The sequence below is a fragment of the Helicobacter sp. MIT 05-5294 genome (genome assembly GCF_000765675.1).
In the GTDB taxonomy this organism is placed as follows: Bacteria; Campylobacterota; Campylobacteria; order Campylobacterales; family Helicobacteraceae; genus Helicobacter_D.
Map to the genome: position 1 here is coordinate 67,606 of NZ_JRPA02000002.1, position 13,681 is coordinate 81,286.

The following is a 13,681-nucleotide window of genomic DNA, read 5'->3' on the forward strand; positions in this document are numbered from 1 at the left end:
AATGAAAATCATAAGAAGTATGACGCCGCTTAGGCTTGGACTTGCAGGTGGAGGGACAGATATCGATTTGTATTGTGATAAATATGTAGGATATGTGTTGAATGCTACGATTTCAAAGTATATTCACTGCACATTAAAAGTTACAGATAATGGGAAGATTTTGTTTGCTTCTCCTGATACCAATGCAAGAAGCGAATATAAAAGCCAAGAAGTTCTTGAGTTTGATGGTAAAATGGATATTTACAAAAGCATTTATAATAGAATCGTGAAGGATTTTACAAAGAAGTCTTTGAGTTTTGAGCTTTATACTTATTCTGATGTGCCAAGTGGAAGTGGGCTTGGTGGAAGCTCAACCTTGGTTGTTGGGATTCTTAAAGCATTTGTGGAATGGTTACACTTGCCATTAGGTGAATATGATATCGCAAAACTAGCTTTTGAAATAGAAAGAGAGGATTTGGGTATCGTAGGTGGCGCACAAGATCAATACGCAGCGACTTTTGGTGGATTTAATTTCATGGAATTTTACAAGGGTAAAAGAGTGATTGTGAATCCGCTAAGAATCAAAAATTGGATTATGAGTGAGCTAGAAGAACAAATTGTATTGTATTTTACTAATATCACGCGGGACGCCAAAGATATAGAAGAACACAAAAAAGGCAAACTAGGAGATGATAAATCCTTAAACGCGATGCACGCCATCAAGCAAGACGCAAGTAGCATGAAAGAAGCTTTGTTAAAAGGAGATTTTAATGCAGTCGCGCAGATACTTGGCAAATCATGGCAAAGCAAAAAGGTGATTTCTGAAATCGTAAGCAATGATGAGTTAGAGAGAATTTATAATCTAGCAATTAGCAATGGGGCTTATAGTGGCAAGACAAGTGGAGCCGGGGCAGGAGGCTTTATGTTTTTTATGGTTGATCCTGCCAAAAAATACGAGCTCATCAAGCTATTAAATCAACAACAAGGCTATGTTGAGGAATTTAACTTTACTAAAGAAGGAGCCAAATCATGGGTGATTCATTGATAAAAGAGTGTCCTTTGTGTTTAGAAAACAAAGGATTCTTTGAGATTTTTGGGGTGCAAAATACTTTTGCAAGTTCGGATATTTTTCCATTGCATATTCAAAAATCCATAGGTGATGTGGGTTATGGTAATGGAGATTGTGATATTAAGGTTGTGCAATGTCAAAATTGTGGATTTGCATTTAATGCAGATTTTGATATGGACAAAATGATACAGGCTTATAGTGTGCCAGAATACTATGCACAAAAATACTTCACCACAAGACTTTCTAAGGGGATAATAGATCTTAGGGATAAGTTTTTAGGCTTTTTGAATAAAGATAGCGTGGTTTTAGAGATTGCTCCGGGACATTGTGATTTGCTATTGGCTTTGGCAGGTGAAGTGAAATTTATTTATTCGCTTGATCCTAGCGTCAATAGCCAAAAAACAACAGCGAAAAATCAAAAGCACATTGTTGGATTTTTTGACAAAGAGCTTTTGGACAAAGAATTAGAGCATAAATTAGACTTTATTTATTTTAGGCATTTGTTGGAGCATATTGAGCACCCTAGGAAATTTTTAGAGGATATTACTAGTTTCCTAAATGAGGGTGCAATGATTTATATAGAAGTTCCCAATTTTTTAAATAATGTCCAAAATGGGAGATTCTATGAGTTTTATCATGATCATGTGGGATATTACCAAGAAAATGTTTTAATCAACACACTAAATGAGCTTGGCTTTGAATTTTTAGATGTTTTGTATCCTTACGATTCGCAATGGATGGGATTGTTTTTCAGGAAAAACACAAAACTCCATAAGGAAAAATTGCCCGTTAAATTTTTTGACTTAGAAGATACGAATCGTTTTTCTAAATCTGTTGATTTGTTAAATGGCTATTTAAGTGAAGCAGATAGCGTAGCGGTTTATGGAGGAGGGATTCTTGCAAATTCTATGTTGCCATTTATCACACAAGAAAACAAGGCGAAACTTAGAGTTTGTTTGGATAAAAATCCGGAAAAATTAGGTAGATTTTTACAAAGCTCACAAATACAGATTAAAGAAGCGAATCCGCAAAACTTGGAAGATATTGATTGTATCCTTATGGCTATGGCTTTGCACGAAAATATGGTGTTAGAATCCGAGATTTTAAATTTCTCTCGTAATGGACTTTGGCGGGGGGGGGGGGGATTATCCTAACTGCTAAAGGAATCAAAAAATTAAAATTATAGATAAAAATTATAAGGAGTAATAAATGAAAGATTATATTAAACGGCAGATTTCAGATTCGCTAGAAACGAAGCAGAAAATTCTCTTTAATGAGACGATATTAGAACAAATTAGACAGGCGGCTTCAAAATGCGTAGAGATTTATAAAAATGGCAATAAAACTTTGATTGCTGGTAATGGCGGAAGTGCCGCAGATGCACAACATATCGCAGGGGAATTTGTCAGTAGATTTTACTTTGATAGACCCGGGATTCCCTCTATCGCACTTACTACGGATACAAGCATTTTAACAGCTATTGGCAATGATTATGGGTATGAAAGGCTTTTTGCTAGACAACTAGAAGCAAATGGAGTCAAAGGAGATTTGTTTATCGGAATCTCCACAAGTGGCAATAGTGCAAATATCCTCGACGCTTTGAAAGTGTGCAAAATCAAAGGGATTTTTAGTGTAGGTTTCAGCGGAGAAAGCGGAGGAAAAATGCAAGAGCTTTGTGATATTTGCATCAAGGTGCCTTCAAAAGAGACGCCCAGAATCCAAGAAAGCCATATTTTAATAGGGCATATTATTTGTGCTATTGTTGAGGAAGAGATTTTTGGTAAAGGGTTTGCAAACTAATGCAGGCGATTGTTTTGTGTGGTGGTTTAGGGACTAGGCTTAGAGAAATCACTAAAGGGATTCCAAAGCCTATGGCATTAATTAATAGTAAGCCTTTTTTGGAATATATTTTAAAATATCTAAAATCACAAGGAATCACAAGCGTGGTTCTTGGTGTTTCCTATCGGTATGAAATGATTTGTGAGTATTTTGGGGATAACTTTTTGGACTTGGAGATTCTATATAGTATCGAAAAAGAACCGCTTGGCACGGGTGGGGCGATTAGAGAATCCTTGAAGTTGGCGCGTGAAAGTTTGGTTTATGTTTTAAATGGAGATACTTATTTTGATATTAATCTAAAATCTTTAGAGTTAGAAAAAGAAAGCAAGATTTGCTTAGGACTAAAAAAGATGCAAGATTTTGATAGATATGGCTGCGTAGAGATTGACAAGCAGGGATTCATTGAAGCTTTTAAAGAAAAAGAGTTTAGAAAAGAAGGCTTGATAAATGGTGGCATTTATCTAACGGGCAAGGATTTGTTTGATGGTTTTACATTGGAAGAAAAGTTTTCTTTTGAATCCTTTTTGCAAAGCCATTTTGTGGGATTAAAAGCTAGTGGGAAAGTTTTTGAGGATTATTTTATTGACATTGGGATTCCACAGGATTATTTGAGGGCTCAAGAAGAGATGGAATGAGTAAATTAAGAATCTTAGAAATATAGATCATTGTAACTACAAACCAAAGGAGCAAAAATGGCAGCATTTTTATTAACCATCAGTAAAACAGGTAAAGAAATCAACAAAGAAGCATTATCTTCCGCATTTAACAGACAAGAAAATGAACTTGTGGTGCAAAAATGTGCCAATGCAGCATTATATGTATTGAAATTTGGTTCTGTAATGGACGATACATTATTGCAAATCAATGATTCTTATTCCTTTGTGCAAGGTTTTATGCGAAATAGAGATTCTCTAAAGCGCAACTTGCATTTAAGAATCCTAGAAAATACAGCCATTAAAGCATGGGATATTTCTACTCCTTGTGTGCATATCTTTTTAAACCCTACACTTGTTAGAGTGCAAAATGGTTTAGGTTGTGGGGAAGTTTGCTTTTATTATCAAAACAAAGATTTTATGTTTTTTACTAATCAAATTAAACTCTTAGCTCAAGTTGCCACATTAGAGCTTAGAGAAGAATCTATGATAGCTTATGCTGGGCGGACACATTCTGTAAGCGAAAACACTCTTTTTAAAGATGTTATAAGAGTAGTTGGAGGAGATATTGTTAGGGTTGATTTGCAGACTTTACAAACACAAACCCTAAAGCCAAATATCGCAGAATCTGTTGATACAATGGATATTAAAGAGGCAATGAATAAAGCAGTTGCACTATATAGTGATTATCTAAGTGATGATTATATTTTGCAATCTGACAGAGTTTTGGGATTATCTGGTGGCAAGGATTCGCGTGGAGTTTTAGCAATTTTAGAGGTAAATGGTTTATTAGGTAATAAGATGTTGGTAAAAACAACAGGAGAATTTTATTCTCCAGAGGTTTTAAGCGCACAAGCGGTGATGTCTTGCTATCCTGAAGTCAAACACCAAATTACACCACGCAGCGAAATAAATCTCACAACAGAAAATATGGTAACGCGCGTTATAGGGAGTGCGTGGGCTTGTGATTTGCAGCTTTCTCTCGCAGATATGCTAGGAATTTCCTATAATAATAATATTACCTTTGGCGGGCATGAAAATGGGTTAAAATCAAAACGCATTACAAATGATTCGAAGAAATTTTTGCAAAATAGCAAACAAATTTTAAATGCCGGTAAATTCCTAACCCAAGAAGCACAAAATGCCTTAGAAAATGAGTTTGAAAATTATATTATTCCTTATCTGCAAGATATAAATCCCAATCAATTAGAACTCGTGGCACACCTTTTCGCTAGAAACTCCATCTTTGTTGCGCAGGGAAATACTTCGGTAAATGTTGGAGGTTGCACGATTCACCCCTATTTGGATTATGAGTTAAGCAGGATTGTAATGTCTGCACCCAAAGAATTAACCAATACACAGTTATTATATTTCACCCTTATGTCTATGTCCAACAAGGGAATTGCAAATCTCCCCTTTTGTGCAGATTCGTTTCCTAAAGAATTATTCTCTTTATTGCAGAAGCTTAAAATACCTTTTAACAAAAGTTTATATAATGTGATTCCTTTTAGCTTTAACGAACATTTCCCAACAGAAAAACGATTTGGATTCCTCCCTAAACGCACAATAATGCTTGGCACATTCTCTCAATGGATTGAAGAATTTATTAAAGCTAGACCTAATAGTTTTGGATTCTTAAATCAAAACTTCTTTAATGCACTTAAAAAAGAACCCAAAGACATTAATTTCGCAGAAATGTATAGAATCTTAGGTATGCTTGTTTGTTGTCTATATTATGAATATGGAAATGCACTCTTTAGCCCTAAAAATCATCAAGAAATTTGTGAAGATTTGAAAAAGCAACTTACAAAAACAAGCACAATGCAAGTCTCACAAGGTATCATTACCCCTATTGAAACTAAAGACTATAATAATTGTATTGCGCATTTTACGCAAGAAAACCATAGATTACAAACAAGGATTTGTTCTTTTTCTCCTTTAAACATTGAAGAATCTCCCTATACAATCACCTTAGATACAAAAGAAAAAAAGAATTTAAGCATTGAATGTTATTTTTCCAAAGACAAAGAAATCAAAATCGGTGCAGGATTGATGAAAATCTATTGTGATGATAAAGATAGAGAATTAGAAGGCTTCTCCTATTCTGCGGGGGGGGGGGGGTATTATGTGTATTTAGATAGATTATCCGATTATTTGTTTGCATTAAAGATTAAGATTCCAGAAGATGTAAGCAAAGTAGAATTAGTCTTTAGTGTATGGAATAAATCAAAGAAGCAAAAGATTTATTTGCTTGAAAAACCAAGAGTGGTGTTGAAGTAGGGGGAACACAGAGAAATCATCAAAGGGTTGGATTCATCTATTGATTAAGCTAATGGTTGGTTTCTTTGGGTATCCATAAACTACTGCGAAAAATAAACAAAAATGTTACCTTTTGGCTTAAAATTCATTAAAATCTCTCCAAAAGTAAAACATTTTATTTTTTTTAAATAAAATGTTGAATAAATTTAGAAACATAAATTTTAACCTTTTGGAGGAATTATGTGGCAACAGATTACTGACCCGCTAGGGAATATTATCTTAAGTGCAGTGGTGGCTTTTTTGCCTATTTTGTGCTTTTTGGTTTGTTTATTAGCTCTTAAGCTTAAAGGCTATCAAGCAGGTTTTGTCACTGTGATTGTCGCAAGTGCAGTGGCGTTTTTTGTTTATGAAATGCCTTTTTCGCTTATTGGCGCGTCTTTCGTGCAAGGCTTTGCGCAAGGTATGTGGCCTATTGCGTGGATTATTATTGCGGCGATTTTCTTGTATAAGCTTTCTGTGAAGTCTGGCTCTTTTGAAGTGATTAAGCAAAGCGTAATGTCCATTACGCCTGACCACAGAATCCAAGTGATTTTGATTGGGTTTTGCTTTGGCTCATTCCTAGAAGGTGCGATTGGATTTGGCGGACCTGTTGCGATTACGGCGGCACTTTTGGTGGGGCTTGGACTAAAGCCACTTTATGCAGCAGGACTTTGTTTGATTGCCAACACTGCGCCTGTGGCATTTGGTGCGGTTGGGATTCCAATTATCGCAATGTGTAATCTAGTAGGCGTGGATCAACATGCAGTTTCTGCAATGGTTGGTAGAATGCTTGTGCCTTTAAGCCTCACCGTGCCCTTTTTTATTGTATTCTTAATGGACGGATTCAAAGGCGTTAAAGAGACTTTTCCAGCGATTTTTGTTGCGGCTGTTTCTTTTACCGCGACACAATTTTTAAGCTCTAACTTCTTAGGTGCGGAATTGCCCGATATTGTCTCTGCGATTGTTTCTTTGGCTTGCACCACTTTATTCTTGAAAGTTTGGAAGCCTAGCAATATCTTTAGATTGGATAATGAAACGAATTTTTCAAACAACGAGCAGTTGGAATTGGGCGCGGTAGTGAAAGCGTGGATGCCTTTCATCTTGTTGATTATTTGTATTGTGATTTGGACGCAGCCTTGGTTTAAAGCTTTGTTTGCCAAAGGCGCGATTTTTGATTATACGCAAGTAACGATTGCGTTTAATAATATCCAAGGCGGAATCCTAGATGAAAATGGCAAGGCAATTTCTTTGAGTTTGCCGATTAACTTTGTTGCATTACAAGCAGGAACAGCGATTTTGTTAGCAGCATTTTTGACAATCTGGACGCTCAAAATCAAAGCAAGTGATGCGGGAGAATGCTTTTGGGACACTTTAAGAGAAATGGCGATTCCTTGCATTACCATCGGGCTTGTTGTTGCGTTTGCTTTCATTGCTAAAAACTCTGCGATGAGTGCGACTTTGGGATTAGCCTTTGCGCAAAGTGGAGATGCTTTTGCGTTCTTTAGTCCCGTGATTGGTTGGATTGGTGTTTTCTTAACAGGAAGCGATACAAGTGCGAATCTTCTCTTTGGTCCATTGCAACAAGTAACTGCTGGAGAATTGGGAGTAGGTGAAGCATTATTCCTAGCGGCTAACTCTGTGGGAGGCGTTGTAGGTAAGATGATTTCTCCACAAAGCATTGCGATTGCGTGTGCGGCGGTTGGTTTGGTAGGAAAAGAATCTGAATTATTCAAATTTACTTTGAAATATTCTGTTGGATTTATTTTGTTGATTGGGATTTGGACCTTTATCATTGCATTTTTCTTAAATGGTATAATCCCCGATATTGTTCCGCTTGTAAAATAAGGTAAAACAATGAGAAAAGTTTATTTTTTTGCTACTTGTTTAGGCACAGCTGTTTGTCAAGAAGCTGTGCTAAGCGGTGTCAAACTCCTCACGCGTGAGGGGGTTGAAGTGGTGTTTAAAAAAAATCAAACCTGTTGCGCCCAACCCTCTTTTAATTCAGGCTATTTCAAAGAAAGCAAAGAAGTTGCACTTCATAATATCCAACAATTTAGTGAGGATTATCCGATTGTCGTGCCAAGTGGCTCGTGTGCAGGTATGATGAGCCATGATTATTTGGAGCTTTTCAAAGGAGATTCCGATTTTGATTTGGTGAAACGATTTAGCGAACGCGTCATTGAATTAAGTCAATATTTAGATGAAGTTTTGGCGGTGGATTATGAAGATAAAGGGGAGAATGTTAAGGTTACTTGGCATTCTAATTGCCATGCGTTAAGGATTCAACAAAGCGCACAAGCAAGTAAGAATCTTTTAAAACGACTAAAAAATGTAGAACTGATTCCTTTGGAGTTTGAAGAGGAATGTTGCGGATTTGGTGGGACATTTTCGGTTAAAGAACCCGAAATCTCCAATGCAATGGTAATGCAGAAAATCAAAGACATTCAAAGCACGGGCGCGAAGTATGTTATCAGCGGTGATGGAGGCTGTTTGTTAAACATTCAAGGCACGATGAGTAGATTGGGCATTGATACAAAAGGAATCCATCTTTATGAATTTTTACTCAAGCGATTGGAAGGGGTGAGCTTATGAGTGTAGAACACAGAATCCCGCATGAAGAAATTGTGCATACAAAGTTGAATGATTCCCAAATGAGGGAAAATCTAAGCGTTGCTATGCACACACTTCAAAGAAATCGTTTAAAAATCATTGATGAAAAGTTTGAAGATTGGCAAGGGCTGCGACAAAAGGCAAAACAAGCGAAAAACAATGCTTTGATGAGCTTAGAGGAAAGGTTGTTAGAGTTTGAAGAAAATGCTACAAAAAATGGCATACAAGTGCATTGGGCTTCTAGTAGCGATGATGCTTGTGAGATTATTTATGAATTAATGAAAGAGAAAAATATTCGCAAGATTCTTAAAGGCAAATCTATGGCGAGTGAGGAAATCGGGCTGAATCACTTTTTAGAAAAAAAAGGAATCCGTGCGATTGAAACAGATTTGGGCGAATTGATTTTGCAACTCAATGGAGAAAGCCCAGTGCATATCGTCGTTCCTGCGATTCATCGCAATCGTTACGAAGTAGGTAAGATTTTTGAAGAAAAATTGGGTGCGAGTTTGGAATCTGAACCCGAAAAGCTCAACGCAATCGCAAGAAAACACTTAAGAGATGAGTTTGAAGGTTTGCAAATGGGCTTAAGCGGGGTGAATTTCGCAATGTCAAAAGAGGGTGCATTTTGGTTGATTGAAAATGAAGGAAATGGGAGAATGTGCACCACAGCTCCAGAGATTCATGTCGCAATTTGTGGGATTGAAAAGGTTATGGAGACTTTTGAAGATGCGGCGACAATGGTGCATTTGCTAACACCCTCTGCGACAGGACAATTTATCCCAACTTATAACAACATCATCACTTCTCCACGAAAAGACGGAGATTTAGATGGACCTAAAGAAGTGCATATCGTGCTTTTTGACCACCATAGAAGCGATATGCTTTCTCATTTAGATTATTATGAGGCGTTGCGTTGCATTCGTTGTGGAGCGTGTATGAATTTCTGTCCTGTTTATGACAAAATCGGTGGACACACTTATCAGACGATTTATCCCGGACCTATTGGCGAAGTGATTAGTCCGAATCTTTTTGGTATTGATTTAACGGGCGATATTTTGAGTTTTTGTTCGCTTTGTGGAAGATGTAGCGAGGTTTGTCCTGTGAAGATTCCTTTGGCGGATTTGATTCGCAAACTTAGAGCAAACAAGATTGGGCAAGGTAAGAATCCCCCGTTGGGTGCGAGTATGCTAAAACCCGATAAAAACGAGGCATTGGGTATGCAAGGATTTGCTAAAGTCGCAACCAATGGCGCATTGTGGAGATTTTCTTTAGGTAGTGCGCATTTCTTTAATGGTGCGTTGCATCGCTTTAAGGATTCTTTGCCTGTGATTAAAAAATGGAGTGCTTTCAAGGATTTACCACAACTTAAAGGTAATCTATATCAAGAGATTCAGAAGTTGCAAGGAGTGCATTATGAATAGTAGAATAGAGAGCATTTCAGAGCGAAGTAAAAAGCAGATTTTAGAGCGATTGGCTCGAGCTTATCAAATACCGGAGTTTGAACGCAAACCCAATATTGACCCTGTCATTCATATCCGAAGTAGCGGAGAAAAGCTAGAAGAGATGAAGCGCAAAATGACGGACAATAAATATATTGTAGAGGAATGCGAAGAAAATGAGCTAGAGGATAAGATTAATCAGATAGTCAAAGGCTATGGCTATCAAAAAATGATTTATTCTGAAAGCTTGGGATTGGATTTGGATAAGATTGAAGCAAGTCAAAAGGTATGTTTCAATCAAGAGATTGAGAATCTAAGGGAAGAGGTTTTTCATAGTGATTTTTCTGTCGTAAGGGCAAGGGTTGGCGTGAGTTCGCATGGTGTTGCGTTGGTGCACTCTCATAAAACACAGCCTAGAATGCTATCTCTTGCGCCTACGCTTTGTATTATTTTGCTTAAAAAGGACGATATTGTGGAGAGCCTAGCGGAAGCGTTGAATTTAGTCAAAGCAGAAAATCATATTTTGCCTAGCAATATTTTGTTTATCGCAGGTCCATCGCGCACAGCGGATATTGAGCTTATTACGGTTTTTGGTGTGCATGGCTCACAAAAGGTGCATATTATTTTATATTGATTATCTTTTGGTAGAATAGGGTGGTTGTAGGGTCTTAACTCGGTTTGTTGGTTTTAAGGATTCCATTGCAGAATCCGCTTTTGCAACATTATGGATTGCCACGAAGTCTTGTGACTTCTCGCAATGACGCTAAAATAATCAACCTGTCATTGTGAGTGAGTGAAGCGAACGCGGCAAATTACAGCCTAGAATCTTACCAAAAGATTTCATTACATATTTTTCTTGAGGTGTAACATTATTGATTGCTTCGTCCTTGCAAAGAAGGCTTGCTAATCCATAATGCTACCAATGTGTCATTGCAAGGAATGAATGCAGTGAGAGACTGCGGCAATCTATAATTTAAAAGAAAAGAGGATTCTACAATGGTGGGATTCTAGATTATGGATTGCCGCACTCGCAAATCTCGCTCATAATGACGCAGTAGCAAAATCCCCTTAAGTTTATCATCATGGATTTGCATAGCGCGGGTGAAATTTGTTTTACAAATTGTACACCACGATTCTTATTCCAAATACTCCCCAATCTCTTTTTTAGAAGTTTTCCATTCGCCAATGCTTTTCCATTTGGCAAGATTACAAAAACGACAAAAAGGAATCGGCTTGGCAAGGAATTGCAAAATCTCGTGATAATCCTTTGCCTTGTAAATATCTATAAAATCTATTGGAGTGATAGGAAGATTTTGATGAAAAGCAGCATTGAAATATTGGATATTAGGCGCAATGCTACAAGGATAGATTTTGCCATTTTTGAAGTGTGTGCAGTTGTTTGCTTGATGACAATAAGAAAAACCATTTAAAGAATCCAAAGAACCCTTTAAATCCAAAATGGTTTTGTAAGAGGTTTTTTGAATATTTGAATTATCATAAAATATCAGCGGAATCCCAAAGTCTTTGCATTTTTGTTCTATCACTTCCCAATTTACTTTAATAGGATATTTAGTGGGGTGAATCTCTATTTTATTCTCCCTACAAGATTCCCAAAAGTCTTTAGGTTGGGATTCTAGTAGGATTCCATTTGTAACTAGCCAAATTGCACTCTTAGGAAAGTATTTTCGTGTAACTTGAAAGAAGTCTTTGCAATTTGGATTCAGCAGAGGTTCTCCGCCCATTAAATGGAATCTCCCAACAAGTCCAAAAGTAAGGTTTGATAGCCTTTCCATATCTTGTTTAAACTGAAGAATATCAGGGAATCCTTTGGGGGCGAGTTGTGAGAAATGATTGCAACTAAAGCAGTTGAGATTGCAATGCTCGGCTAGATGAATCTCTAGGATTCTAAGATAGCTTTGTGGGGTGAGCTTTGTTAGTTTGGAATCTTGTAGTTTTATTTTTGATTCTTGGGATTTTAATTGGTTTTGTAGGATTTGGTTTTGTTTAATGGAGTCTAAAAGTTTTAGTTGTGTAGAATCCAAATTGATTTGCAGTTGTGCTAATTCTGCCTTTAACTTTTGGTGTTGTTTGGAGTTTTTAACAAGTGAGAGAATCCAACGCTTTTTATCTTTAATAAAAATTGCGAGAGGATTTGGCTTTGTCTCCTTGCAATGATGAGAAAGATTTTCTAGCTTATTGCCCCCCCCCCCCATATTATTTGTATGATTTGATTGCATGAAAGTCCTTAAAAATAAAATGTGTGATTTTAGCGAAAAATCTTTAAGATAAGACGCGCGAATTGGCTAAAAAATCGCTTTTGGAGATACTAGGATTAATAAAGGAAGCATGGCTGAAGTGTCTAGATAGTCCTTAGCCCTAAAAGGCTAAGGGAAAGAAAAATTATAAAGAACCTTTCGCTAAAGCTTCTTTGGCATATTTTTCGCCAAGTTCAAAGGCTTTTTTGTTAAGCTCGACAACTTTTGCAGGAACTTTGCTAATCATCGTATCATAAACCAAATCGCGATTGACGCATTGGGTGAGTGTTACGGTTACTGCAAGTGCTACAACAGATTGTGTTACAACATTGCCCACTTCGTTTTTCGCGATTGTAATGATTGGAATCGGGTAGATTTTGAATTTCTTTTTGTCTTCCGCGTTTGGAGTTACGAGGTTTGGCTCTACCACGATAATTGCGCCTTCTTTTAAGCCATCTTTAAATTGGTCATAACTCACTTGTGCGGTGGAGAGCATATACTCTACTTCCCCGTCATTTGCGTAAGGATAAAGAATCTCGTTTTCATCTAACAAAATATCAACCTTTGTCGGTCCGCCACGCACTTGAGAAGTATAAGTCGCAGCTTTGACGCCATAGCCACCTGTCTTGATTTGAGCTTCTGCAAGAATCTCACCTGCTAGGAGAACGCCTTGTCCTCCAACACCTGTAAAGCGGAGTTGTTTTCTCATTTTGCACCCCCTTTTTTAGCTTGTGCTTTTTCTTGCACTTGTTTATAGGCTTTGCAGTATTCTAACTTGTTAGTATCGTGATGAAGGATTCCTGTTGGGTATTTGCCTTGTTTTTCTTCATCGCTTAATTCCTCATATTTTTTCTTAGAAACAATGCGACTTTCAATCCATTTTAGAGTATCAATCGCTTCTCCCATTTTGTTTTTTCTACCTAAATTCACATGGCAGTTACTGAAAATATCAAAGAAGCTAAAGCCCTCATTGGAGAATCCCTCTACTAAGGCTTTTTCTAGTTTTTTAGGATCTAGCACAGATTCTCTTGCGACGAAACTAGCACCCGCAGCTATGGCAAGTTTGCATGGGTCAAATTCTGGATCTACATTGCCATATTGTGCCGTTACCGTCCACATTCCTCTAGGCGTAGTAGGTGAAGTTTGGGAGTTTGTCAAACCATAAATAAAGTTATTAATCAAGACATAATTAATATCAATATTTCTTCTACAAGCATGGATTGTATGGTTACCACCAATCGCTAAACCATCGCCATCGCCACCCACAACAATAACTTTTTTGTTAGGATTGGCAAGTTTAATTCCTGTCGCATAAGCAAGTGTTCTTCCGTGTGTTGTATGCACGGTGTTGCAATTCACATAAGAAGAAACGCGTCCGCTACACCCGATTCCACTTACTAAACAAACATCGTCCATATTCCAGCCTAATTTGTCAATCGCACGCACGATGGATTTGAGAATCACACCATCGCCACAGCCCCAACACCAAAGTGTTGGCATTTTATCAACTCTCAAGTATTCATCATAATTAAATGCCAT

At 37.3% G+C, this 13,681-nt stretch carries 12 protein-coding genes; 9 read left to right on the top strand and 3 right to left on the bottom strand.

From position 1 onward, the window contains the following. Nucleotide 1: 1 nt before the first annotated feature. From LS69_RS01650 to LS69_RS01690, 9 genes are all read left to right on the top strand, one after another. A complete protein-coding gene (locus tag LS69_RS01650; RefSeq protein ID WP_138121661.1) occupies nucleotides 2–1,024 on the top strand; it encodes a dehydrogenase in 1,023 nt (340 codons plus the stop codon). Beyond that, complete coding sequence (locus tag LS69_RS01655; protein ID WP_138121662.1) at nucleotides 1,009–2,202, top strand: class I SAM-dependent methyltransferase; 1,194 nt, start codon at nucleotides 1,009–1,011, stop codon at nucleotides 2,200–2,202. Before LS69_RS01650 ends, LS69_RS01655 begins: the two co-directional genes overlap by 16 nt. Before the next feature lie 55 nt (nucleotides 2,203–2,257). Then, a complete protein-coding gene (locus LS69_RS01660) occupies nucleotides 2,258–2,848 on the top strand; it encodes a D-sedoheptulose 7-phosphate isomerase (RefSeq protein ID WP_138121663.1) in 591 nt (196 codons plus the stop codon). Next, on the top strand, nucleotides 2,848–3,522 hold the full coding sequence (locus tag LS69_RS01665; RefSeq protein ID WP_138121664.1) for a nucleotidyltransferase family protein: 675 nt from the start codon (nucleotides 2,848–2,850) through the stop codon (nucleotides 3,520–3,522). The genes LS69_RS01660 and LS69_RS01665 overlap by 1 nt, the downstream gene beginning before the upstream one ends. Before the next feature lie 57 nt (nucleotides 3,523–3,579). Then, nucleotides 3,580–5,820: a hypothetical protein gene (locus LS69_RS01670; RefSeq protein ID WP_138121665.1), complete on the top strand. Its 2,241-nt coding sequence runs from the start codon at nucleotides 3,580–3,582 to the stop codon at nucleotides 5,818–5,820. Nucleotides 5,821–6,039: 219 nt separating this feature from the next. Then, a complete protein-coding gene (locus LS69_RS01675) occupies nucleotides 6,040–7,683 on the top strand; it encodes an L-lactate permease (RefSeq protein ID WP_138121666.1) in 1,644 nt (547 codons plus the stop codon). A 9-nt stretch (nucleotides 7,684–7,692) separates the two neighbouring features. Beyond that, on the top strand, nucleotides 7,693–8,430 hold the full coding sequence (locus LS69_RS01680) for a (Fe-S)-binding protein (protein WP_138121667.1): 738 nt from the start codon (nucleotides 7,693–7,695) through the stop codon (nucleotides 8,428–8,430). Next, nucleotides 8,427–9,869, top strand: a complete 1,443-nt coding sequence (locus tag LS69_RS01685) for a LutB/LldF family L-lactate oxidation iron-sulfur protein (RefSeq protein WP_138121668.1) — start codon at nucleotides 8,427–8,429, stop codon at nucleotides 9,867–9,869. The genes LS69_RS01680 and LS69_RS01685 overlap by 4 nt, the downstream gene beginning before the upstream one ends. Beyond that, the gene (locus tag LS69_RS01690) at nucleotides 9,862–10,521 is read left to right on the top strand and encodes a lactate utilization protein C (RefSeq protein ID WP_138121669.1); all 660 of its coding nucleotides are present in this window, start codon (nucleotides 9,862–9,864) and stop codon (nucleotides 10,519–10,521) included. Before LS69_RS01685 ends, LS69_RS01690 begins: the two co-directional genes overlap by 8 nt. A 502-nt stretch (nucleotides 10,522–11,023) precedes the next feature. Here LS69_RS01690 and LS69_RS01695 read toward each other — a convergent pair. The 3 genes from LS69_RS01695 to LS69_RS01705 form a co-directional block, all read right to left on the bottom strand. After that, a complete protein-coding gene (locus LS69_RS01695; protein WP_238699062.1) occupies nucleotides 11,024–12,124 on the bottom strand; it encodes a radical SAM protein in 1,101 nt (366 codons plus the stop codon). A 163-nt stretch (nucleotides 12,125–12,287) separates the two neighbouring features. Beyond that, entirely contained in the window at nucleotides 12,288–12,851 is a 564-nt protein-coding gene (locus LS69_RS01700) for a 2-oxoacid:acceptor oxidoreductase family protein (protein WP_138121670.1), read from the bottom strand. After that, on the bottom strand, nucleotides 12,848–13,681 hold the full coding sequence (locus LS69_RS01705; protein WP_138121671.1) for a 2-oxoglutarate ferredoxin oxidoreductase subunit beta: 834 nt from the start codon (nucleotides 13,679–13,681) through the stop codon (nucleotides 12,848–12,850). The genes LS69_RS01700 and LS69_RS01705 overlap by 4 nt, the downstream gene beginning before the upstream one ends.